We start from the raw sequence: 24,147 nt of genomic DNA on the forward strand, positions 1-24,147 counted from the left end.
AGCCTTAATTCATCGCGTCCTGCGGATGCCGCTCAGGCATCTCGGAGCATGTCGGCCGCGTGCCGCGCGATGGCGAGCGAGGCGGTCAGGCCAGGCGATTCGATGCCGTAGAGGCCGAGATAGCGCGCGCCGGACGCGCGCTCGAAACGGAAGTCGGCAGCCGGCGCTCCTGGCGGCGCGAGCTTGGGACGCACGCCGGCATAGGCGGGATGCAGCGCGCCGTCCGGCAGGTCCGGCCAGTAGGCGCGGATCTCGGCGTAGAAGGCATCGGCGCGGCGCGGGTCGACGGTGTAGTCGATGTCACCCTGTGGCGTAATCCATTCCACGTCCGGACCGAACCGGGCCTGGCCGCCGAGGTCCAGGGTCAGGTGAACGCCGAGTCCGCCCGGTTGCGGCACCGGATAGATCAGGCGGGTGAAGGGCGCCTTGCCGGCGAGGGCGTAGTAGTTTCCCTTCGCGAAGTAGGCCGCCGGTTGCGCGGAGGACGGCAGGCCATCGAGGCTCGCGGCGAGCGCCGGCGCCCAGAGTCCGGCGCAATTGATCACGGTGGCGGCGAGGACGTCGGATGCGCCGCCATATCCGGCTCCGGCATCCACCTGAAGTGCGACGCCGTCCTGCCGCACCTGGCCGCCCAGGATGCGGCTGCCGAAGGCGAAGACCGCGCCGGCCCGCTCCGCGTCGCCGCGCAGGGCGAGCATGTAGGCATGGCTGTCGAGGATGCCGGTGGATGGTGAATGCAGGGCATCGATGCATGACAGCGACGGCTCCATCTCCCGCGCCCGCGACGCGCCGACGCGCACGACGTCGCCGCAGCCGTTGGCATGGGCCTGGGCCAGGATGGCATCGAGTTGCCCGGCCTGGTCTTCGCGCGTGGCGACGATGAGCTTGCCGCAACGCCGCAGGGGAATGCCATGGTGCGCGCAATAGTCGTAGAGCATGTCCCGGCCCTGCACGCACAGCCTGGCCTTCAGGCTGCCGGTGGGGTAGTAGAGTCCGGCATGAATGACTTCGCTGTTGCGGGAACTGGTCTCCGCGCCGATCGCGCCATGCTGCTCGACCACCACCACGTCGCGGCCGCGCATCGCCAGTTCGCGGGCGACGGCGAGGCCGACCACACCCGCGCCGACGACCACGCAGTCGAGCTCATCCATAGCGGCTCAGGGTCAGGCCTTCGATGTCTATCTCGGGCGCCTGCCCGGAGATCAGGTTGGCGAGGATGCGTCCCGAGCCGGCGGCCATCGCCCAGCCGTTCGCGCCGTGGCCGATGTTGACGTACACGTTGCGCACCGGCGTCGCGCCGAGTACCGGAGGGCCGTCCGGCAGCATGGGCTGCACGCCGCACCAGAAGTTGGCCGTGGTGTAGTTGGCGGCCTGGGGAAACCAGTCGTTGCCGACCTTCATCAAGGTGCGCAGGGCGCCCTGGTGGAGGGCGTCGCGGGTTTCGCCGAGCAGGGCGGTGCCGGCGACCCGGACCCGGCTGCCCAGCCGGGTGATCGCCACCTTGTAGGCTTCGTCGACGATCGCCGCCTGCGGCGCGCGGTCGAAGTTCTTGATCGAGGCCGTCGCCGAATAGCCTTTCACCGGATGCAGCGGCAGCTGGATGCCGAGCGGGCGAAGCAGGCGGGCGCTGTCGACGCCGGCCGCGACCACGACGGCGTCGGCCTGGAAGCTGCCTTCGTCGATCTGCAGCGAAATCCGTCCGCCCTGCGGCTCGATGGCCTTGACGGTGCTGCCGAGATAGAAATGCACGCCTATCGATTGCGCGGCATGGCGCAGCTTCTTGGTAAAGAGGGGGCAGTTTCCGGAGGCATCCTCCGGCATGTAGAGCGCCCCGGCAAGCCGGGTCTCGCTGGCCAGCGCCGGCTCGATCTCGCGTGCCTCGTCGGCAGTCAGCAGGCGATGCACGATTTCCTGCTCCCCGAGCAGGGCGATCACGGTTTCGGCCTGCTTCCGGTCGTGCTCGGTCCGGAATAGCTGGAGCACGCCGTCGGTCTGTTCGTAATCGATCTGGCAGGCTTCCGCGAGCTGCTGCTGTACCGCGCGGCTGTAGTAGGCGAGGCGCTGCAGCCGTTCGCGGTTGATGCGGAAGCGTTCGAGTTCGTGTTCCGCCATCCAGCGTCCCAGCCAGCGGCGGGTCGCGCGGTCTGCGCCGCGCGCGATGACCAGGGGCGCCTCGGTCTTGCGCCAGCGCGCCATGAGGCGCTGCAGGCGTCCGGGCATGGTCCAGGGCGTGACGTAACCCGGGCCGATGATGCCCGCATGCGCAAAGCTTGCCTCTTGCGCGACGTTCTGGTTGCGCTCGATGACGACGACCTCGTGGCCGGCGTCCGCGAGAAAGAACGCGGTGCACACGCCGATGACGCCGCCGCCGACGACAACAATCTGTTTTTGTGTCACGTATTAACCTGTCTGTATTCTTCGTTGCCTGGATCGGCCGGTCGGGAGGCACGGCCCGGCTTGCCGACCGGAACGGTAGACCATGCGGCGGGGCGCGAGTTCTTGTCCGGGGCAAACATCCGTTCGGCTTGAATCAGTTGGCGTTCCTGCACGGCCCGGCATACCCGGGCAGCTTGCGCGCTTCGGGGGCGCAGGCGAGGCGTTCAGCCATTTGCAGCGAGGACAGCAGGTTCATGCGGTCCACCTTGCGCCAGTCCATATGCTGACCGAAGTAGCGCGCCCAGAAGAACTCCGCGAAATAGACGTCACTGCGGCCGAAGTAACCGGCGCTTTGCGCGTAGCCGGCGAGCGAGCGATAGGGATCGTCGCCGAGCCCGTCCATGCGCCGGGGCAGGGCCGACGGCTTGATCGGGCGGCCTGTGGCGTCGAAAAGATAAACCCAATGGCGGTCTTGCATCTGCCGCCAGAAGTTTGCCTTGTCGCCAATGCGGCCGATGACGCGGGCGGTCACGGTGGAAGCCTTGACACGAAGCAGGGTGCTGACGAAGTGATGGCCGTCCGTCAGGTAGAAGCCGTGGTCCGGGCCTTGCACCACGGGCAGGGGCCGGGACGCCGTGAGCTTGGCGCCGTCGAGCCCCGTCTTCATGCGCGCGGCTCGTTCCTCCACCTGGATGAGCCCGACATTCGGCTGGGTCGGGTGCAGGTCGGCGATCCTGATCTCGCACACCCCGTCCACCGGCGTCGCGGCGCTGCAAGGAGTCGCCGCGTGCGCGCCGGCGGGCGTCAGCAGCAGCGAGAGCGAAGCAAGCAGGAAACAGGGAATCAGGCGGAAAAGGCGCATGGCGATGATGCAGGGTTCGTAGGGGAAGGCGTCATCATACGATAGCCGGCCCGGCGGTGTGGGGAAAAGGAAACTTCTGTTGCATCGCAGCTTGCTTTCTTTAAAGCAAGAATTACAGTGTCGGGACGGTATCGGGCATGACGTTGCGTATCGTCGCCGGCGTTCAGGCGGCTACGTAATCCTGCTGAGGACGGGCTAAGTAGTGCCACGCTTGTCCGCAGGATGGCATCACTCGATACTGGCACCGGTTGGCAGGCAAAGATGGACCAGATGACACCACGCGGCCCGCCGACCGGAGAGATTTCTACAACGATACGACAGGGAGATGACTCATGAAATTCATGCAATGGATCGGTGCGGCAGCCTTGGGAGTAGCATTTTGCGCAAACGCGGTCGCAGCGGAACGGGGCACCGCCGACGAAGCGATGGCGATGGTGAAGAAAGCCGTCGCGCACATGAAGTCGGTCGGCAACGAAAAGGCATTCAGCGACTTCGCGGATACGGGGAACGCCAGCTTCCATGACCGCGACCTGTACATCTTCGTGTACGACATGAACGGCAACAACGTCTCGCATGGCAACAACCCGAAGATGGTCGGCAAGAACCTGATCGACATGCGCGATGCCGACGGCAAGTTCATCATCAAGGGCTTCGTCGACACCGCAAGCGCCAAGGGCAAGGGATGGGTCGATTACAAGTGGCCCAACCCGGTCACCAAGGCGGTCGAGCAAAAGTCCAGCTATGTCGAGAAGGTCGACAACCTGATCGTCGGCGCGGGCGTTTACAAGTAAGTCAGAAGGCGCATTGCCCGCCATCGCGGTTCGCCGCATGGCGGGGCGAAAAGAGAAAGGGCGTGGACCGCAAGGTCGCACGCCCTTTTTGACGTCCGGGGACGGCGCTGCCGGTTACTGCTGAAGCACCTTCTCGATGGCGCGCGCCACGGCCAGCACCTTGCGGTCCGCCATCGACGGCCCGGCAACCATCAGGCCCACCGGCAACGTGCCGGCTTCATGGCAGGGCAGGGACACCGCGCAGCCATCCAGCAGGTTGATCGGATGGGTATTGCGCAGCAACAGCGTGTTGGCGCGGAAGAACGCGTCATCGGAAGCTGCCAGTTCGGCGATCGGCGGCGCGACCATCGGGACCGTCGGCATGATGAGCGAGTCGAAGGGGCCGAGCGCGTCTTCCATGCGAGAGATCCAGTCGCGCCGCTGGAGGTGCATGTCGATGTAGTCCGCCGCGCTCACATGCTCGCCCTTGAGAATGCGCCTGGCGACGCGGCTGTCGTATTCTCCGCCGCGCTCCGCCAGGAGCTTGCGGTGCCAGGCGTAGGCTTCCGGCGCGGCGAAGCCATTGAGGCTGTCCGCTTCCGCCAGCAGGCTGAAGGGCGATTCGATGATCTTCGCGCCAGCTTCGGACAGTCGGGTCAGGACGGCCGCGAATGCGCGCGACACATGCGCATCGAGGCCGTCGAGCATCACCGTCTGCGGCACGGCAAGCCGGACGCCGGCAAGCGGCAGCTCGGGAATGACGAGCGGATGGTCCGCGATGATGCTGTCGACCAGGATGCAGTCGTCCACCGAGCGGGTGATGGCACACACGGTGTCGAGGGTGGAGGAGAGCGGAATGGTCCCCGCGGCCGGAACGCGCCTGGCGGTGGGCTTGAACCCGACCACGCCGCAGAGCGCGGCCGGAATGCGGATCGAGCCGCCGGTATCCGAGCCGATCGCGGCCACGCACAGTCCGGTGGCGACCGATACCGCCGCGCCCGAGGACGAGCCGCCGGGAATGCGTGGCACCTCCGGATCGGCCGGGTTGGCCGGCGTGCCGAGGTGTGGGTTCAAACCCACGCCCGAATAGGCGAATTCCGTCATGTTGGTCTTGCCCATGATCGCCGCGCCCGAGGTGCGCAGTCGCGTCACGACCGGCGCGTCCGTTTTCGCCGCGGGGCGGTAGCGCAAGGCGATGGAACCGGCGAGGGTGGTCTCGCCGGCGACGTCGAGCAGGTCCTTGATGGACACCGGGAGGCCGGCGAGCGGCGACACTTCCACGCCCGCCGCGCGCATCGCGTCGGCATGCTCGCCCGCGGCCAGCGCGGCCTCCGGGTAGAGCCGGGTGAAGACCGACGGGAAGCGGCTTGCTTCCTCGAGCGCGACTTCCACCAGCGCGTGGCGCGAATAGCGTGACAGGGAGGGGATGGATTTGGAAATGAGAGGGTTCATGCGAAAATCGTGGTCTTTTATTGTCACCGGGCGATCCTGGCTGCCTGGGGATTGTGAACGGATGACGTCGCGCTGGCAAGAGAACGGCGGTTGAATGACTGTTTTCCAGGCCGGGCACGCCCCAATGACGCCAGGTAACTTGAACTTGAAAAACAATATCACATCGGGGCCGGGACCGATCATGACGAACCGCCCGCAAGCCGCAAATTTGCTGATCCCGCTCTGGCTGGTCTGGCTCGTCGCCGTGGCCGCGGCCCTCGGCGGACTGGGCGGGTTCGACATCCTCGACAACAACGAAGGCTTGTACGCCGAGATTCCGCGCGAAATGCTGGCGTCCGGCGACTGGCGGCAGTGGGTCATTCCGCACCTGGACGGCCTGCCCTACATGGAGAAGCCGCCGCTGCTCTACTGGCTGACCGCCATCTGCTTCTCTGTCTTCGGCCAGGCGGAATGGGTGGCGCGCCTGGTGCCGGCGGCCTCCGCGCTGTCCTGCGTCGGCATGCTGCTCGCCTTCGGGCGGGCGGCGGGGCATGAACAGGCCGGCCGGCTGGCGGCGCTGATGTTCATCTCCGGCCTCGGGGTGATGGCGATGTCGCACGTGCTCATGTTCGACATGCTCCTCACCGCCATGCTGACCGCCAGCCTGATGCTTGCCTGGAAGGCGCTGCACCACGGGCGCGCCGCGTCGCTGCGGCTGGCCTACGTTTTCCTCGCGCTTGCGGTGCTGGCCAAGGGCCTGGTCGCGCTGGTGCTCTTCGGCCTCGTCGTCGTGGCCTGGCAGGCAGGCACGAGCAAGTCGCCGCTGGCCTTCCTGCGCGGGCTGCTGATGTGGTTCGAGCCCGGCGCCCTGCTGGCCTTCCTCGCGGTGGCTGCCCCATGGCATGTCGTTGCCAGCAAGACCGAGCCGGTGTTCGCGTGGTTCTACTTCGTGAACGAGCACGTCCTGCGCTTCCTCGGCCAGCGGGAGCCGCATGACTATTACTCCGGCGCGTGGTGGTACTACCTGCCGCGCATGGCGATCTATCTCTTTCCTTGGTCCTTCCTGATTCTCGGGATGATGAGGGAACGCACTCCGGGCAATGCCGCCGGTGCCGGCCTGAACCGCTTCCTGTTCCTGGCCTGGCTGATGCCCCTGTTGTTCTTCTCGGTCTCCAGCGCCAAGGCGAATTATTACCTCGTCGCGGTCATGCCGTTCGCCGCCATGCATCTCGCGGTGAAGCTGGAAGAAAAAGGCTGGCTGGCCCGGCGCGGCGCCATGCTGCCCGGCCTGGTCATGGCGGGACTGGCCCTCATCCTCATGGCCGTGCTGATGAAGCGCGGCCTGTCCGACGACCGTTCGCTGAGCATCATGGGCATGCACCAGTTGCATTTCGCGCTGCTGTTTTTCCTGGTGATGGCCGTGCTCGCGGTCGGCGCGGCCATCGTGGCCTGGCGCTCGCCGCGCGTCGGCATCCTGGCCTACCTTGCGGTGTCGATGTGGTGCGGCGTGTCGCTCATCGCGGCCCTCGATGCCATGGGCCCCTACATCTCGACGCGGCAGGTTGCCGCCTTCATCCAGGAAACACTGCCCCAGCGCCAGGTTTTTCTGTACCGGAATTTCGAGGAGCTTTCCTCGCTGCCGTTCTACCTGAAGCAGCCCTTGCCGGTGGTCGATCCCCGCAGCAACGATCTGTTCTGGGGCGACAGGCTGCGGCCCGGCAATGCCATCACGCTTTCGGCCGACCGCTTCGCCCAGCAGGCGGCGCGCGATCCGGGCGGCGTGGCGGTCGTGGTGATGCAGCGCCAGCTTGCGGATTTCGAGGCGGCGCTCGGTTCCGGTTTCGCGAAGCGGCAGCGGGTGGGGGAGACGCTGGTGTTCTTTAACTGATGGGGCATGGTGCGCTTCTCCGGGCCACCGAAATGGGATCCCCGCCTGCGCGGGCGTGATAGAGGGTGGTGCGAATGACAGCGCGATACCATCCTGAATCACAAGAATCTTGCCCACCCGTCAAGCCATTGCCAGCCTGCCAGCATCCCGCTCCGGGTATAATCTCGCTTTCGGCATTCACCCGCTTTAACCCGGACGGCCGACGAAGCAAGCCGCCGTCCCTTCAAATCCTGTCCTCGCCATGTTGATCCTGCCGGGCTCCAATGCCCTGTCCGCCTTCCGTACCCAGCGTCTCCTGTCCCAGTTGCAAGCCGTCGAGCCGAACATCGTCGGCGTCACTGGGCGCTTCCTCCACTTCATCGATGCCGCCGCGCAGCCCAGCCAGGACGATGTCGGCCGCCTGGACGCCTTGCTGACCTACGGCGAACCGTTCACCGGGTCGGAAGACGGGGACAGCTTCGTCGTCATCCCGCGCTTCGGCACAATTTCCCCCTGGGCCAGCAAGGCGACCGACATCGCGCATAACTGCGGCATGGCGCAGATCAAGCGCCTCGAGCGCGGCGTGGCCTACCGGGTGCAGATGAAATCCGGTCTTCTCGGCGGCGCGAAGAAACTGCCCGAGGCGGCGGTACCGGCGGTCGCGGCGCTGCTGCATGACCGCATGATCGAAACCGTGCTGCGCGACGCGCGGGAAGCCGCCGGCCTGTTCCGCGAACTGGAGGCCAAGCCGCTGGAGTCCATCGACGTGCTGGCGGGAGGGCGCGAGGCGCTGACGCACGCCAATGCCGAACTTGGCCTGGCGCTGTCCGAGGACGAGATCGATTACCTGCTGAATGCCTTCACCCAGTCCCGGCGCAATCCCACCGACGTCGAACTCATGATGTTCGCGCAGGCCAACAGCGAGCATTGCCGGCACAAGATCTTCAACGCAGACTGGACCATCGACGGCGATCGCCAGGACCGCTCGCTGTTCCAGATGATCAAGAACACCCACGAGCTTCATCCCGGCGGCACGATCGTCGCCTACTCGGACAACTCTTCCGTCATCGAAGGTGCGGAAGTCTCGCGCTTCTACCCGCGGGGCGCGATGGCGGGCAACGTCTACGAGGCGTCGGACGAGCTGACCCACATCCTGATGAAGGTGGAAACCCACAACCACCCGACCGCGATCTCGCCTTTCCCCGGCGCGTCCACCGGGGCCGGCGGCGAAATCCGCGACGAGGGCGCGACCGGACGCGGCGCGAAGCCGAAGGCCGGCCTGACCGGCTTCACCGTGTCCAACCTCATGATCACCCACGCGGTCCAGCCCTGGGAGAATGCCCGCGACGCCGCCCAGCCGCCCGCGCAGCGCGATCCCCGCGCGCAGGCCGGCATCTATGGCAAGCCGGAGCGCATCGCCTCGCCGCTGCAGATCATGATCGACGGCCCCATCGGCGGCGCGGCGTTCAACAACGAATTCGGACGGCCCAATCTCGGCGGCTATTTCCGGACCTATGAACAGAATGTCGGCGGCATGGTGCGCGGCTACCACAAGCCCATCATGATCGCCGGCGGCATGGGCAACATCTCCGACAAGCACACGAAGAAGAACGACCTGCCGGTGGGCAGCCTGCTGGTGCAGCTCGGCGGCCCCGGCATGCGCATCGGCATGGGCGGCGGCGCCGCTTCTTCGATGGCGACCGGCACCAATACCGCCGACCTCGATTTCGACTCTGTCCAGCGCGGCAACCCCGAGATGGAGCGGCGCGCGCAGGAAGTCATCAATGCCTGCTGGGCAATGGGCGACGACAACCCCATCCTTTCCATCCATGACGTCGGCGCGGGCGGCCTCTCGAATGCCTTCCCCGAGCTGACCAACGACGCCCGCCGCGGCGCGGTGTTTGACCTGCGCAAGGTGCCGCTGGAAGAGAGCGGCATGGCGCCCAAGGAAATCTGGAGCAACGAGTCGCAGGAGCGCTACGTGATGGCGATCGCGCCGTCCTCGCTGGAGCTGTTTCGCTATCTCTGCGAACGCGAGCGCGCGCCCTTTGCGGTCGTCGGCGTGGCGACCGAGGAGCGCCAGCTCAAGGTGGTCGATCCCGCGCACGACAACTATCCGGTCGACATGCCGATGGACGTCCTGCTGGGCAAGCCGCCCAAGATGCACCGCGACGTCAGCCGCGTGGCGCGCGAGCTGCCGCCGGTGGACCTGACCGGCATCGATCTCGTCGAGGCGGCCCAGCGCGTGCTGCGCCTGCCGACGGTGGGTGACAAATCCTTCCTCATCACCATCGGCGACCGCAGCGTCGGCGCGATGACCGTGCGCGACCAGATGGTCGGCCCGTGGCAGGTGCCGGTGGCGGATTGCGCCGTCACCGCGATGAGCTTCGAAGGCTACCGCGGCGAAGCGATGTCCATGGGCGAACGCACGCCATTGGCGGTAATCGATGCCCCCGCTTCCGGACGCATGGCGGTAGGCGAGGCCATCACTAACATCGCCGCGGCGCAGATTGCAGACCTGTCCGACGTCAAGCTGTCGGCCAACTGGATGGCGGCCTGCGGCCAGCCGGGCGAGGATGCCGCGCTGTTCGATACCGTCAAGGCCGTCGGCATGGAGCTGTGCCCGGCGCTGGGCATCAGCATCCCGGTGGGCAAGGATTCGCTGTCCATGCGCACCACCTGGCAGGACGCCGAGGGCGGCAAGTCGGTCACCGCGCCGGTGTCGCTCATCGTATCCGCCTTCGCGTCCGTTCCGGACGTGCGCGCCACGCTCACGCCGCAGCTGCGCATGGACCGCGGCGAGACGGCGCTGATCCTGATCGACCTCGGACGCGGCAAGAACCGCCTCGGCGCCTCGGCGCTGGCCCAGGTCATGCAGCAAGTCGGCAATGCGGCGCCGGACGTCGACGATCCGGCCGACCTGAAGGCCTTCTTCAACGCGATCCAGCAACTCAACCGCGAGCACAAGCTGCTGGCCTACCACGACCGCTCCGACGGCGGCCTCTTCGCCACGCTCTGCGAGATGGCCTTCGCCGGCCGCTGCGGCGTCTCGGTCAGCCTCGACATCCTGGCAATGGAAGGCGAACATGCTTCCGACTGGGGCGACTCCAAGAACTGGGCGACCCAGGTATCCGAGCGCCGCAACGAGATGACGCTCAAGGCTTTGTTCAGCGAGGAACTCGGCGCGGTGATCCAGGTGCGCGCCGACCAGAAGTCGGACGTGATGAACGTCCTGCGCTCCTACAACCTCGGCGCCTGCAGCCACATCATCGGCAAGCCCAACGACCGCGGCGCGATCGAATTCCTGCGCGACGCCAAGGTGATCTACAACCAGCCGCGCTCGGAACTGCACCGCCTCTGGAGCGAAACCAGTTGGCGCATCGCCCGCCTGCGCGACAATCCGGCCTGCGCCGACGCGGAATACGAGCGGCTGCTCGATACCGCCGACCCGGGCATGACGCCGGTGGTCACCTTCGATTTGCAGGAAGACGTGGCCGGTCCATACATCGCCACCGGCGCGCGTCCGCGCGTCGCCATCCTGCGCGAGCAGGGCGTGAACTCCCATGTCGAAACGGCCTACGTGATGCACAAGTCGGGCTTTGCCGCGGTGGACGTGCACATGAGCGACCTGATCGCGGGACGTGCCCGTCTGGACGACTTCAAGGGCTTCATCGCGGTGGGCGGCTTCTCCTACGGTGACGTGCTGGGCGCGGGAGAAGGCTGGGCCAAGACCATCCTGTTCAATGCCCGCCTCGCCGAACAGTTCGCCACCTTCTTCAACCGCGGCGATACCTTCGCCCTCGGCATCTGCAATGGCTGCCAGATGATGAGCAACCTGAAGTCCATCATCCCTGGCGCACATGCCTGGCCGAAGTTCACCCGCAACAAGTCCGAGCAGTTCGAGGCCCGCTTCGCCATGGTCGAGGTCATGAATTCGCCGTCGATCTTCTTTGCCGACATGGCCGGAACGCAGGCGCCGATCGCGGTGGCGCACGGCGAGGGCTTCGCCGACTTCTCGCAGACCGGCGGCATCAAGGAAGCGCTCGTTGCGATGCGCTGGATCGACAACAACGGGAAGGCCACCGAGGCTTATCCCTACAATCCGAACGGATCGCCGCAGGGCATCACCTCGGTGACCACGCCGGATGGACGGTTCTCGGTGCTCATGCCGCACGCGGAGCGAGTGTTCCGTTCCGCGACGCTGTCCTGGCATCCGGATGAGTGGGTGGAGTTTTCGCCCTGGATGCGGATGTTCAGGAATGCCAGGAAGTGGGTGGGGTGAGGGACATGATTGCTTGCGGCGTTCACGGGTAGATTCCCGGCCGCCGCGGGCTTGCGTGATTTCCGCAGTGCTCCGTCATTCCGGTGAAGTCGGGAATTGCATTGCGGTTTTGGGTTTCTCTTCGGTGAACCGGTTGGGGTTTCCACTCCGTGGGGCGGTGCCGGGACTGGCCCCGGCGGGCCAATTTCTTTCTTTCTCTCGCCAAAGAAAGAAACCAAAGAAAGGCGACCCTGCTGCCGTCGCCCCTGCGGGGTACCCGAAAGGGCGGACAGCCAAGCGGGAAGCGTGGAAACTCGGCTTCGCCTCAGACAGCCACGCTTCTTTTTCCGCTCGGCCGCCCTCCCTTTCGGCGACGTCAGAAGGGACATCGCAGGCTCGCCTTCGGCATCGTGCTCGTTGCAGCGCGACTGCCTCGGTCATTTCCATCTACCTCTGTCATCCCCGCAAAGGCAAGGATCCCATTCCGGCCGTCCGGAGCCAATCGCCACCGGGCAATCCACCCTCACTCGGCACAACCCAGCACCGCCCAGAAAAACCACCCGCCCAAGAAAAAAGCGCTCCTCGGAGCGCTTTTCAATCAGCCTTGAACCAATGATTACTGGATCTTCGCCTTGGTGCGCAGGCTTTCCTGGAAAGCCTGCAGCTTCTTCTGCTGCAGCGAATCGGCGATCTGCGGCTTGACTTCTTCCAGCGTCGGAATCTTCGCGGCGCGGACGTCTTCCAGCTTGATGACGTGATAGCCGTATTGCGTCTTGACCGGGGTTTCCGTGATCTGGCCCTTTTGCAGCGAAGTCATCGCGTCGGAGAAAGGCTTGACGAAGGAGGCAGGAGAGGCCCAGTCGAGGTCGCCGCCGTTGGCTGCGGAGCCCGGGTCCTTGGACTGCTTGGCGAGTTCTTCGAACTTCGCGCCGCCCTTCAGCTTGGCGATGATTGCCTTCGCGTCGTCTTCCTTTTCGACCAGGATGTGACGTGCGTGGTATTCCTTGTCGCCGGCCTGGGACTTGAACTTGTCGTACTCGGCCTTGATTTCGGCGTCGCTGACCGGGTTCTTTTTCAGGAAGTCCTGAACGAGAGCGCGGATGGCGATGGACTGGCGGGCGAATTCGACCTGGTTCTTGACTTCGGGAGAGTTGGTCAGGCCGAGCTTGTCGGCTTCCTGGATCAGGATTTCGCGGTTGATGAGTTCTTCCTTGACCATCTGGCGCAACTGCGGCGAGTCCTGCTGACCCTGCGCCGCGAGTTGCTTGATCATTGCGTCAGCGCGGGAAGAGGGCACAGGCTTGCCGTTGACGACGGCGAGGTTTTGCGCCATCGCGGGCAGTGCGGCTGCAGCGACGAGCAAGATCAACAAGCGTGCGGGTTTCAATGTCATGTTTTTTCCTGTTGGCGAAAAAGAGTGATTGTAAAACGGTTTCGCGCCCGATGCCCAAATCAGCGTGAGTCTTTGGACAATTCGGACGGAGCGAAGGCGTTGATGGTGAGGGCGTGGATATCGGTTTGCATCATGTCTTGCAGGCAATCATACACCAGCCTGTGACGCGCCAGCCGGTTGCGGCCTTCGAACTGCGCGGAAACGAGGTGGACGCGGTAGTGGCCAGCGCCGGAGGCGGCGCCGGCATGGCCAGCATGCAAATGCGACTCGTCGTCGAGCCGGATTTCCAGTGGAGCAAGCGCTTCTTCCAGCCGGCTGCGGATGCGCTGCAGGCGATCGTTCATCGTGAGTCCTTGATGTATTTCGACAGCAGCACGCTCTGCGCGATGATAAAGGCGAACATGAGTCCGGTGAAGCCGAACAGCTTGAAGTTCACCCATGCCGCGGTCGAGAAATTGTAGGCGACGTACAGATTGACCAGGCCCATTACGCCGAAGAACGCCGCCCATGCCAGGCTGAGCCGTTGCCACACTGCATCGGGAAGGCTGATCTGCGATTCCATCATCATGCGGATGAGGTTCTTGTTGAGCAGCATCTGCGCGACCACCAGGGCCCCGCCGAAGCACCAGTAGAGGACGGTGGGCTTCCACTTGATGAAGGTGTCGTTGTGGAAGTAGATGGTAGCGCCGCCGAAGAGGGTGATGATGATCAGCGAGACCCACAACATCGTGTCGACCTTGCGCTTGCGCAGCAGCAGGTAGCCGATTTGCGCCACCGTGGCGAGGATCGCCAGCGCGGTGGCCAGCATGATGGGCGCCTGGGCCGCCGATGCCTGCCCGCCGGCAACCAGTCCGCCCAGGTAGTGCTGCGCCATCGCCTGCGCGCTTTCCGGGTGGCCTTCTCCCCACTTGAACATGGCAAAGAACAGGATGACGGGGAACAGGTCGAACAAGAACTTCATCGGGGGTGACTCTTTCTACTAGGCCGTACGTGGTTGCCCGGTTACCTGGGATCGAAGCGCAAGGCGGCGGAATTGATGCAGTAGCGCAGCCCGGTGGGCGGCGGGCCGTCCGGAAACACATGGCCGAGATGCGCGTCGCACACGTTGCACAGAATTTCGGTGCGTATCATGCCATGACTCCGATCCACGCGCTCGGAAACATTCTCCGGATCAAGCGGGCGGAAATAGCTCGGCCAGCCGCAGCCGGACTCGAACTTGGCATCCGACTCGAACAGCGGCGTGCCGCAGCACACGCAGGTATAGATCCCGTGTTCGTGGTGGTCCCAGTAGCGGCCGGTGAAGGCGCGCTCGGTGGCGGCGTGCCGGGTGACCTGGTATTCCATGGGGTCCAGCGTGGCGCGCCATTCGGCGTCGGTCTTGACCACCTTGTCTTTTGCATTGCTTGTCATGATGAGCAGCTTACCTCGAGTGAGCTCGCCCAGTCGGGCGGCAGGTTGGCATAGTGTTCGTTTTCCGGTTGTTCGTCGAACGGCTTTTCCAGGACGGAAAGCAATCGTGCAACTTCGGAAAAGTCTTTATCTTGCGCTTTCTCAATGGCGACTTGCGCAAGATAGTTGCGCAGAACGTACTTGGGGTTCACGGCATGCATGCGCGCGCGCCGGGAGCCGTCTTCGCTCGCTTCCCGCCGCAGCCGCTCCCGGTATTGTCCCGCCCAGGCGTCGAACGCGGGCCGGTCGATGAACATATCGCGCAGCGGTTCGTCTGCGCCGGGGTCGTCCAGCCTGAGCTCGCCGAGGCGCCGGAAGAACAGCGTGTAGTCGGGATGGTTGGCCTGCAGCAGCGCGAACAGGGCGTCGATCAGCTTGCCGTCGTCTTCCTCGACGGAAGCAAGGCCGAGCTTGGCATGCAGCAGCGCGTCGAACCTCTCCTGGTAGACCTCTCCATAATTGGCCAGGGCTGCCTGAGTGGTGTCGACGTCGCCGATCAGCGGCAACAGGGCTTGGCCGAGGGCAAAGCAGTTCCACTGGCCGATCTTGGGCTGCATGTGATAGGCGTAGCGTCCCTGGTGGTCGCTGTGATTGCAAATGTGGCGCGCATCGAAGGCTTCCATGAAGCCGAAGGGGCCGTAATCGATGGTCAGGCCGAGGATCGACATGTTGTCTGTGTTCATCACGCCATGCATGAAGCCGACAGCCTGCCATTGCGCCATCAGTTCGGCCGTGCGACGCGTGACCTCCCGCAGCAGGGCCTCGACGGGATTGTCCGATGCGCGCAGTTCGGGATAGAAACGTTCGATCACGTGGTCGGCCAGCAGGCGGAGTTCATCTTGCCGCTCGTTGTAGAACCAGTGCTCGAAGGAACCGAAGCGCACGAAGGAGGGTGCCATGCGGGTCGCCACCGCAGCGGTTTCCGGGGTTTCGCGCATCACCAGCATGTCGCTGCCCACCACGCACAGCGCGCGCGAGGTCGGAATGCCGAGGGCATGCATGGCTTCGGAACAGAGGAACTCGCGGATGGACGAGCGCAGCACGGCGCGGCCATCGCCCATGCGGGAATAGGGTGTCAGACCGGCACCCTTGAGCTGGAGTTCGGTGCGGCCGGTAGGCGAGGGGGCACGTGCCGGCACGTCGCCCAGCAGGATGGCCCGGCCGTCGCCGAGCTGGCCGGCCCAGACGCCGAACTGGTGGCCGGAATACACCGCCGCCAGCGGCTCGGAGCCGGGCAGGATGCGGTTGCCGGCAAAGGCTTCTACGGTGTCCTGGCGCTGGAAATCCCCGGGATCGAGCCCGATGCTCGCCGCGGCCGAGGCGCTGGCGCCGACCAGGTAGGGCGAGGGCATGGGCGTGGGTTGCAGCCGCGTAAAGAACGCCGGAGGCAGGGTGCCGAAGGCGTTTCCGAGGGGAAGCTGTTCCGCGCTGGCGGGCTGCAAGATCGGTTCGGGGGCATTCATGGAAGATCCTCGTTGGGGCGCGGCTCCTGCCGGGGAGCGCGCAAGCCCTGGCGGTCAGGGTAGGCGAGCCGGGTCAATACGCCAGGCTGTTTGATGGAGATGCGGCCATATCGTGCCTGCACAAGGCCATCGTGTTCCCACTGGCGTAATTGCTTGGCGATGGTCTGGCGCGACATGCCGAGCAGGTGGCCGAGCTCTTCCTGGGTCAGCGGCACGTCGCGTCCCCGGACGGTGGTGGTGACATTCATGATCGAGGGCCGGATATGGGCCAGTTCGAGCAGCCTGCGCGCAAGGCGCTGGGCCAGGGGCGCGACCGCGGCCTCCTCGACGAGGTCGAAGGTGGCGCGCAGCCGCAGGCACAGGGTGCGGGCGAAGCGGGCGTAGATCGCCGGGTGGCGCGCAAGGAGACGATGGAAGTCGGTGCGGGCGTGGAACAGCAGCATGGCGTCGCCGGCGGCATGCGCATCATGCGTGCGGGGCAAGCCGTCGAACAGCGAGATTTCGCCGAACCAGTTGGGCGCGTCGAGCATGGCGATGGTGGTGGCATGGCCATCGGCGGTGGTCCGGGTGAAACGGATCGAGCCGCGTGCTAAGGTATAGAAGCCGTCGGCATCGGCGCCGCGCGCGTGCACCAGTTCGCCATCCGAGACGCGGCGCAGGGTGCCGCAGGCGGCGGCATCGCGCACCACGGCGGCGTCGAAGCCTTCCAGCCAGCTCGCGCGCAGCAGGGCCGGCTTGTCGATCGCGTCGGCTGGGCCCGCGGCAGCATCGGCCCCGGCAGGCCCGTCCGGTCCGTGGGACGCCGCAGGCCCGGTGATGGATTGAACCATGGCAATTGGTAAGAAGTTGACAGTTTTGTGCGCCGCAAAAGCCTGATACTGCGCTCAGGCCGGCCGCCACGCGCCGCGTGGCAACGGACCATCGTATTCTGACAGAGAAGAGGAGACCCCATATGAACGCCCCCGAAAAGCTCATCGTTCCTTCCCTCCAGGACCGGGTCTCGCCCGAAGAATGGCAGACCCGCGTCGACCTCGCCGCCTGTTACCGCCTGGTGGCAGACTTCGGCTGGAGCGACCTGATCTTCACCCACATCACCGCGCGCGTGCCGGGCACCGAGGACCAGTTCCTCATCAATCCGTACGGCATGATGTTCGATGAAATCACCGCGTCCTCGCTGGTCAAGATCGACTTGCAGGGCAACAAGGTCGAGGAATCGCCGTTCCCGGTCAACCCGGCCGGCTTCACGATCCATTCGGCCATCCACGCGGTGCGCCACGACGCGCAATGCGTGCTGCATACCCACAGCCTGAACGGCGTGGCGGTATCGGCCCAGAAGGAGGGCGTGCTGCCGGTGTCGCAGCAATCGATCTTCGTGCTGTCCAGCCTGGCCTACCACGGCTACGAGGGCGTTGCCCTGAACGAGGACGAGAAACCGCGCCTGGTGGCCGATCTCGGCGAAAAGACTTATCTCATGCTGCGCAACCACGGCCTGCTGACCCTGGGCAAGACCATCGCTGACGCCTTCGTCAACATGTACGTGTTCGAGGCAGCCTGCACCATCCAGGTCAGGGCCCAGTCCGGCGGCGGCGAACTGACCATGATTCCCGACACCATCGTGCGCGGCGCCCAGCAGGCGGCGAGGCAGGTGACCAAGGCGCAGGGCGGCATGCTGGCATGGCCCGGCCTGCTGCGCCGCCTCGAGCGCAAGGATCCGTCCTTCCGCACCTGAGGTCCGTCCCGGGCCCATCGAAACGGCCCGGGGCAGCCCCGGGCAGAATCCAAGAACGACAAGACGACGGCGCTTCCCGCACGAAGCGCCGCAACCCTCACGGAGACAAACCATGGAATCGAAAGCGACTTTCCGCGACATGCAGCAGAGCACGGCCGACGACTGGAAAATCATTTCCGGCGAATTCCGCCCCTACGCCGCCGCGCTGCCCGACCGGGTGCTGGCCCACCTGCGCCTGCTCGACGGCGATTGCGGCGGCTTCCCCGTCGACCGCCTGACGCACAGCCTGCAAACGGCTACCCGCGCGCATCGCGATGGCCGCGACGAGGAATATGTCATCTGCGCCTTGCTGCACGACATCGGCGATACCCTGGGCAGCTTCAACCATCCCGACATCGCCGCCGCCATCCTCAAGCCCTTCGTCAGCCCGGAAAACCTGGAAATGGTGGAGAAGCACGGCGTCTTCCAGGGCTACTACTTCTTCCACCACCTGGGAATGGACAGGAACCTGCGCGACCAGTTTGCCGGACAGGCGCTCTACGACCGTACCCTCGAGTTTTGCGAGAAGTACGACGCCCCCGCATTCGACCCCGATTACGACACGTTGCCGCTGAGCTTTTTCGAGCCGATGCTGCGCCGCGTAATGGCGCGCCCGAAAAACAGCATCTACCGATCCGTTACGGAGGAAAAAGTCGCGTAGATGACAATGCGGCAATGCACCATCGAAAGTCATTGACGGTTTTAGTACGGTCGTTCAAAAATCATGTCTCTTTGATTTAGTGGCAAGACTCTAACTGATCGCCCAGGAGACATGATGTCGAATTACCCGAAGAGCCCACTGATGGGCCAGATGATGAGCCAGCCACTCCTCATCTCCAGCATCATCCAGCACGCCGATCGTTACTTTGGCGACAACGAGATCGTGTCGCGCCGTGTCGAAGGCGATATCCATCGCTACACCTATCGCGACTGCCACACGCGCTCGCGCAAGATGGCGAATGCCCTGCAGAAGTTCGGGGTGAAGATGGGCGACCGGGTCGGCACGCTGGCCTGGAACGGCTATCGCCACCTCGAGCTGTACTACGCCATTTCCGGCTCGGGCGCGGTGCTGCACACCATCAACCCGCGCCTGCATCCCGAGCAGATTGCCTACATCGTCAATCATGCCGAGGATCAGTACCTCTTCTTCGACCTGACCTTCATCCCGCTCGTGGAAGCCTTCGCCGCGCACTGCAAGACGGTGAAGGGCTTCATCCTGATGGCGGACCGCGACCGCATGCCGGCGGAGACCAAGATTCCCAACCTGCAGTGCTACGAAGACCTGATCGAGGCCAACAGCGCTGACTATGAATGGCCGGTATTCGACGAGAATTCCGCCTCCAGCCTGTGCTATACCTCCGGCACGACGGGCAACCCGAAGGGCGCGCTTTACTCGCACCGGTCCACGCTGCTGCACTCCTATGCCTCCACCATGCCGGACGCCCTGAACGTGTCCTCGCGCGACGCGGTACTGCCGGTGGTGCCGATGTTCCACGTCAATGCCTGGGGCCTGCCGTACTCCGTGCCGCTGACCGGCGCCAAGATGGTGTTTCCCGGCCCATCGCTCGACGGCAAGTCTGTCTACGAACTGTTCGAGCAGGAAAAGGTGACCTTCTCGGCGGGCGTGCCGACCGTCTGGCTCGGCCTTCTCACCTACGTCGCGCAGAACAATCTCACGTTCTCCACCTTCAAGCGCACCGTCATCGGCGGCTCGGCCTGCCCGCCGGCCATGATGAAGACCTTCCGCCACCAGTACGGCGTTGAAGTGGTGCATGCCTGGGGCATGACGGAAATGTCCCCCCTGGGCACCGCCTGCACGCTGCAAAGCCATCACCAGTCGCTGCCCGAGGACGAGAAGCAGGCGGTCCTGGAAAAGCAGGGCCATGCCATCTTCGGCGTGGACATGAAGATCGTCGACGACCAGGGCAAGGAACTGTCCTGGGATGGCGAGACCTACGGCAACCTGCTGGTCAAGGGACCGTGGATCATCGAGCGCTATTTCAAGGGCGAGGGCGGCGAAGTGCTGCAGGACGGCTGGTTCCCGACCGGGGACGTGGCGACCATCTCGCCGGACGGCTATATGCAGATCACCGACCGCAGCAAGGACGTCATCAAGTCCGGCGGCGAGTGGATCGGCTCGATCGACCTCGAAAACATTGCCATGGCGCATCCCGCGGTCCAGCAGGCGGCCTGCATCGGCGTATTCCATCCGAAATGGGATGAAAGACCGCTGCTCGTTGTCGTCAAAAAGCCGGGCGCAGACGTTACCAAGGAAGAGCTGATCAAGTACTACGACGGCAAGATCGCGAAATGGTGGACGCCGGATGACGTCACCTTCGTCGATGCCTTGCCCATCGGCGCGACCGGCAAGGTGCTAAAGAATAAAATCCGTGAGCAGTTCAAGGAATACAAACTGCCCACCGCGTGATTTCATTGCGCATGATCAACATTCAACAAGAGTCGACTGCCTACGCTGGCATTTCCCGCCGGAGTGGGTGGCGGGAGCGAAGGCGGGACGACTCGAAGAAGCCGAAGGCCCCGGGCCGCGATCGGACATGAAGTGTATTGACCCCAACTACTAAGGATGAGACAGATGATGAAGAAGATGCGCCCCCTCGTTATGGCATTGGCTGTGGCCGCCGCCGTTTCCGCACCGGCTGCCCATGCCGACACGATCAAGATTGCGATGATCGAGACGATGTCGGGAGCCTTTGCCCCCATCGGGCAAAACCAGCTGAACACCTTCCGCATGGTCACGGAGATGGCCAACCAGCAGAAGTGGGCCGGCAATCATACCTTCGAAGTTAATGCATTTGACGGCAAGGGCAGCCCGCAGGAGTCTCTGAACCAGCTCAAGACGGTCATCGACCAGGGCTACCGCTACATCGCCCAGGGCAACGGCTCCGGCGTGGCGCTGGCGCTGATCGACGCGGTCAACAAGCACAACGAGCGCAACCCGGGCAAGGAAATCGTTTTCCTGAACTACTCCGCGATCGACCCCGATCTCACCAACAGCAAGTGCAGCTTCTGGCATTTCCGCTTCGATGCCAACTCCGACATGAAGATGGAGGCGCTGACCTCCTACATGGCGAAGGACCAGAGCATCAAGAAGGTCTACATCATCGGCCAGAACTATGCGCACGGCCACCAGGTCACCCGCGCCGCCAAGGAATACCTGAAGCGCAAGCGTCCTGACATCCAGATCGTCGGCGACGACCTGCACCCGATCGCGACGGTCAAGGACTTCGCACCGTACATCGCCAAGATCAAGGCGTCGGGCGCCGATTCCGTGGTGACCGGCAACTGGGGCGCCGACCTGGCGCTGCTGGTCAAGGCCGCCAAGGATGCAGGCCTGACCGCCAAGTTCTACACCTACTACGCCGGCACCTCCGGCGTGGCTACCGCCATGGGCGGCGCCACCGAAGGCCTGGTGAAGCAGGTTGCCTACTGGATCCCGAACAACGAGACCTTCTCCGGCAAGGAATACGTTGACACCTTCAAGAAGAAGTACAACGACGACTTCTACGTGCAGGACATCAACACCCTGATCGGCGTCGTCGCCAAGGCCGCCAAAGAAACCAACTCCGTCGATCCGGTCAAGGTCGCCTTTGCCATGGAAGGCATGAAGTACAAGGCGATCAATGGCGAGGTGGAAATGCGCGCCCAGGACCACCAGTTGCAGCAGCCGCTGTACATCGCTACCTGGACCAAGGTGGACGGCAAGAAGGTCAAGTACGACGCCGAGAACACCGGCTACGGCTGGCGCATGGACGAGAAGGTCGATACCTACGTCGCGACCCAGCCGACCTCCTGCCAGATGAAGCGTCCGTCCAAGTCCTGAACCGGGCAAGCCTGACACGGGTCAGGGCCTTGCCGGCATAGCGCCGGCAAGGCACTCTTTCCCGCGCGCACCGGAGCCAAGCCTGCCCCGGCGCGCGCCAGGCATCATGCAGCATGGCGGCACCGCCCACAAGGCAGGATGCCGCCGCGTCACCATTCCAACCAGGTTTGTCCCGGCATCAGCAAGTTTCTTTCAAGGAGATCGCTATGCTAAGTACTTTCCGAATGTCCTGACCGGCACCCCGGCCGCAAGGCTTTACATCGGGTGGAAGCACCGATATGCTGTATGAACAACATACCAATAAGGAAGAGACAAATGGCTACCTACTGCAGACCTCTGATTCTCTCGTTATCGGTTGCCGCGGCGATGCTCATGCATGGCGCGGCACAAGCGGAAACCGTGAAGATGGCCTTCATCGATCCGCTGTCCGGTCCCTTCGCTCCAGTGGGTCAAGGCCTCCTCAAGAGCTGGCAATACATCGCCGAGATGGCGAACCAGCAGAAGTGGGCGGGCAACGATACCTTTGAAATCGTCGGTTTCGACAACAAGGCCAGCCCGCAGGAGTCCCTTACCCAACTCAAGTCCGCGATCGACCAGGGTTACCGCTACATCATCCAGGGCAATGGCTCGGGTGTGGCGCTGGCGCTCGTCGATGCCATCAACAAGCACAATGAACGCAATCCCGGCAAGGAAGTGCTGTTCATCAACTACGCCGCCGTCGATCCCGACCTCACCAACAGCAAATGCAGCTTCTGGCATTTCCGCTTCGACGCGAATTCCGACCAGAAGATGGAGGCAATGACGACCTTCATGGCGAAAGACCAGAGCATCAAGAAGGTCTACATCATCGGTCAGAACTATGCCTTCGGCCACCAGGTGACGCGGGCGGCAAAAGACTACCTCAAGCGCAAGCGTCCCGACATCCAGATCGTCGGCGACGACCTGCACCCGATCGGCCAGGTGAAGGACTTCTCGCCCTACGTCGCGAAAATCAAGGCCTCGGGCGCGGACACCGTCATCACCGGCAACTGGGGCGCCGACCTGGCGCTGCTGATCAAGGCCGCGAAGGATGCCGACCTCAAGGCCAACTTCTACACCTATTACGGCAGCACCACCGGCGTGCCGACGGCCATGGGCGCGGCCGGCGCGGACCGCGTGAAGTATGTCGGCTACTGGAACGTCAACAACGAGAAGTTCGTCGGCAAGGACATCGTCGAAGGCTTCAAGAAGAAGTACAACGACGACTACTACGCCATGGCGACCTACACCGGCATCCACATGCTGTCCAAGGCCTTCAAGGAAGCCAAGTCGACCGACCCGGTCAAGGTGGCGTCGGCGCTGGAAGGCATGAAGGACACCAGCCTGAACGGCGACGTCGAGATGCGCAAGTCGGACCACCAGCTCCAGCAGCCGCTGTACATCGCGACCTGGGTGAAGGTCAACGGCAAGGACGTGAAGTTCGACCAGGAAAACACCGGCTACGGCTGGAAGACCGACGTCAAGCTTGACACCTTCGTCGCGACGCAGCCGACGTCCTGCCAGATGAAGCGTCCTGGCTAAACGGTAATCCCTTGCGGCGTGCCGTCATCCGGCGGCACGCCGCTTTTTTGCGGATGAAAAATAGTACGGTCGTACAAGAAATTTAGAAAACCACTTCTAGAGGTAACGCGTGGAGTTTACAGTCATTACTTTGCTGAACGGATTAAGCTACGGCTTGCTGCTGTTCATGCTGTCCTCGGGCCTGACGCTGATCTTCAGCATGATGGGCGTACTTAACTTCGCCCATGCCAGCTTCTACATGCTCGGCGCCTATTTCGCCTATGCCATCAGCACCAAGCTCGGCTTCTGGCCCGCCCTGTTCCTCGCCCCCCTCGTCGTGGGCGTCATCGGCGCCGGCATCGAGCGCTACGGCCTGCGCACCGTCCACAAGTTCGGCCACATGCCCGAGCTGCTGTTCACCTTCGGCCTGTCCTACGTCATCGTCGAACTCGTCCAGCTCGTCTTTGGCCGCGCCGCCGTGCCTTACCCCATCCCCGCGGAACTCGACGGACCGCTGTTCACCCTGTTCTCCACCACGTTCCCCAAGTACCGCGGCTTCATGGCTTTCATCGCCATCCTCATGCTCGTGTCGATCTACCTGCTGCTCACCCGCACCCGCATCGGCCTGGTCATCCAGGCCGCGCTGACCCATCCCGACATGGTCGAGGCCCTGGGCCACAACGTGCCGCGCGTGTTCATGCTCGTCTTCGGCGGCGGCTGTGCCCTGGCTGGTCTGGCCGGCGTGATCGGCGGCAACGCCTTCGTCACCGAGCCCGGCATGGCCGCCACCGTGGGCTCCATCATCTTCGTGGTGGTGGTGGTGGGCGGCATGGGCTCGCTGGTCGGCGCCTTGCTCGCCTCGCTGCTCATCGGCGTGGTCCAGACCTTCGCCGTTGCCATCGACTATTCCTTCGTCGACCTGGTGTCCCTGGTGGGCGCGCAGATCACCCCCGAAACCTTCGGCTTCCCGGTCTGGAAACTCACCGTCTCCCAGGTCGCAGCCATCCTGCCTTACCTCATGCTCGTCCTCATCCTCATCTTCCGCCCCCGCGGTCTGATGGGCACTCGGGAGGGCTGATCCATGCGTTCCGCTGCCATGACTTCCAAGAATCTCACTTTCAAGCCCG

19 protein-coding genes are annotated in these 24,147 nt (G+C 64.2%); 9 read left to right on the plus strand and 10 right to left on the minus strand.

Going from position 1 to position 24,147, the window contains the following annotated elements:
• Positions 1-32: 32 nt before the first annotated feature.
• The 3 genes from G3574_RS17390 to G3574_RS17400 form a co-directional block, all read right to left on the minus strand.
• Positions 33-1,151 carry an NAD(P)/FAD-dependent oxidoreductase gene (locus G3574_RS17390; protein ID WP_163965865.1) on the minus strand — a complete coding sequence of 373 codons (1,119 nt, stop codon included), beginning with the start codon at positions 1,149-1,151 and terminating at the stop codon, positions 33-35.
• The gene (locus G3574_RS17395; protein WP_163965868.1) at positions 1,144-2,397 is read right to left on the minus strand and encodes a D-amino acid dehydrogenase; all 1,254 of its coding nucleotides are present in this window, start codon (positions 2,395-2,397) and stop codon (positions 1,144-1,146) included. Before G3574_RS17395 ends, G3574_RS17390 begins: the two co-directional genes overlap by 8 nt.
• 133 nt (positions 2,398-2,530) lie before the next feature.
• Positions 2,531-3,238 carry a ParB-like protein gene (locus tag G3574_RS17400; protein ID WP_163965870.1) on the minus strand — a complete coding sequence of 236 codons (708 nt, stop codon included), beginning with the start codon at positions 3,236-3,238 and terminating at the stop codon, positions 2,531-2,533.
• Positions 3,239-3,570: 332 nt separating this feature from the next.
• On the opposite strand from G3574_RS17400, the gene G3574_RS17405 reads away from it, so the two are divergent.
• Positions 3,571-4,029: a cache domain-containing protein gene (locus G3574_RS17405; RefSeq protein WP_163965872.1), complete on the plus strand. Its 459-nt coding sequence runs from the start codon at positions 3,571-3,573 to the stop codon at positions 4,027-4,029.
• Between the two features lie 114 nt (positions 4,030-4,143).
• Here the strand turns inward: G3574_RS17405 and G3574_RS17410 are convergent, their stop codons facing one another.
• Positions 4,144-5,460 (minus strand): amidase, encoded by a 1,317-nt coding sequence (locus G3574_RS17410; protein WP_163965874.1) that lies wholly within the window; start codon positions 5,458-5,460, stop codon positions 4,144-4,146.
• 181 nt (positions 5,461-5,641) lie between these two features.
• Here G3574_RS17410 and G3574_RS17415 point away from each other — a divergent pair, with 181 nt between their 5' ends.
• Positions 5,642-7,327 (plus strand): ArnT family glycosyltransferase, encoded by a 1,686-nt coding sequence (locus G3574_RS17415; RefSeq protein WP_163965876.1) that lies wholly within the window; start codon positions 5,642-5,644, stop codon positions 7,325-7,327.
• Positions 7,328-7,568: 241 nt separating this feature from the next.
• Positions 7,569-11,588: a phosphoribosylformylglycinamidine synthase gene (gene purL / locus G3574_RS17420; protein ID WP_163965877.1), complete on the plus strand. Its 4,020-nt coding sequence runs from the start codon at positions 7,569-7,571 to the stop codon at positions 11,586-11,588.
• Between the two features lie 595 nt (positions 11,589-12,183).
• On the opposite strand, the gene G3574_RS17425 is transcribed toward purL, so the two are convergent.
• From G3574_RS17425 to G3574_RS17450, 6 genes are read right to left on the minus strand one after another with little or no spacing between them, the layout of a single operon-like run.
• Complete coding sequence (locus G3574_RS17425) at positions 12,184-12,960, minus strand: peptidylprolyl isomerase (RefSeq protein ID WP_163965879.1); 777 nt, start codon at positions 12,958-12,960, stop codon at positions 12,184-12,186.
• Between the two features lie 59 nt (positions 12,961-13,019).
• Complete coding sequence (locus G3574_RS17430) at positions 13,020-13,304, minus strand: BolA family protein (protein WP_163965881.1); 285 nt, start codon at positions 13,302-13,304, stop codon at positions 13,020-13,022.
• The gene (locus G3574_RS17435) at positions 13,301-13,921 is read right to left on the minus strand and encodes a septation protein A (RefSeq protein WP_163965883.1); all 621 of its coding nucleotides are present in this window, start codon (positions 13,919-13,921) and stop codon (positions 13,301-13,303) included. Before G3574_RS17435 ends, G3574_RS17430 begins: the two co-directional genes overlap by 4 nt.
• 41 nt (positions 13,922-13,962) lie before the next feature.
• Positions 13,963-14,370 carry a peptide-methionine (R)-S-oxide reductase MsrB gene (gene msrB / locus G3574_RS17440; protein WP_163965885.1) on the minus strand — a complete coding sequence of 136 codons (408 nt, stop codon included), beginning with the start codon at positions 14,368-14,370 and terminating at the stop codon, positions 13,963-13,965.
• Complete coding sequence (locus G3574_RS17445; protein ID WP_163965888.1) at positions 14,367-15,872, minus strand: protein adenylyltransferase SelO; 1,506 nt, start codon at positions 15,870-15,872, stop codon at positions 14,367-14,369. Before G3574_RS17445 ends, msrB begins: the two co-directional genes overlap by 4 nt.
• Positions 15,869-16,702: a Crp/Fnr family transcriptional regulator gene (locus G3574_RS17450; RefSeq protein ID WP_163965891.1), complete on the minus strand. Its 834-nt coding sequence runs from the start codon at positions 16,700-16,702 to the stop codon at positions 15,869-15,871. Before G3574_RS17450 ends, G3574_RS17445 begins: the two co-directional genes overlap by 4 nt.
• Before the next feature lie 122 nt (positions 16,703-16,824).
• Here G3574_RS17450 and G3574_RS17455 point away from each other — a divergent pair, with 122 nt between their 5' ends.
• From G3574_RS17455 to G3574_RS17480, 6 genes are all read left to right on the plus strand, one after another.
• The gene (locus tag G3574_RS17455) at positions 16,825-17,601 is read left to right on the plus strand and encodes a class II aldolase/adducin family protein (protein WP_163965893.1); all 777 of its coding nucleotides are present in this window, start codon (positions 16,825-16,827) and stop codon (positions 17,599-17,601) included.
• A 112-nt stretch (positions 17,602-17,713) separates the two neighbouring features.
• On the plus strand, positions 17,714-18,301 hold the full coding sequence (locus G3574_RS17460; RefSeq protein ID WP_163965895.1) for an HD domain-containing protein: 588 nt from the start codon (positions 17,714-17,716) through the stop codon (positions 18,299-18,301).
• Positions 18,302-18,415: 114 nt separating this feature from the next.
• Positions 18,416-20,068 carry a 3-(methylthio)propionyl-CoA ligase gene (locus G3574_RS17465; RefSeq protein WP_163965948.1) on the plus strand — a complete coding sequence of 551 codons (1,653 nt, stop codon included), beginning with the start codon at positions 18,416-18,418 and terminating at the stop codon, positions 20,066-20,068.
• A 168-nt stretch (positions 20,069-20,236) separates the two neighbouring features.
• The gene (locus G3574_RS17470) at positions 20,237-21,481 is read left to right on the plus strand and encodes a branched-chain amino acid ABC transporter substrate-binding protein (RefSeq protein WP_163965952.1); all 1,245 of its coding nucleotides are present in this window, start codon (positions 20,237-20,239) and stop codon (positions 21,479-21,481) included.
• A gap of 315 nt (positions 21,482-21,796) precedes the next feature.
• Positions 21,797-23,041, plus strand: coding sequence for a branched-chain amino acid ABC transporter substrate-binding protein (locus tag G3574_RS17475; RefSeq protein ID WP_163965897.1), 1,245 nt, complete (start codon positions 21,797-21,799; stop codon positions 23,039-23,041).
• Positions 23,042-23,207: 166 nt separating this feature from the next.
• A complete protein-coding gene (locus tag G3574_RS17480) occupies positions 23,208-24,098 on the plus strand; it encodes a branched-chain amino acid ABC transporter permease (protein WP_205609834.1) in 891 nt (296 codons plus the stop codon).
• The last annotated feature ends 49 nt before the right edge of the window (positions 24,099-24,147 follow it).

Source organism: Noviherbaspirillum galbum (assembly GCF_010974945.1).
In the GTDB taxonomy this organism is placed as follows: Bacteria; Pseudomonadota; Gammaproteobacteria; order Burkholderiales; family Burkholderiaceae_D; genus Noviherbaspirillum; species Noviherbaspirillum galbum.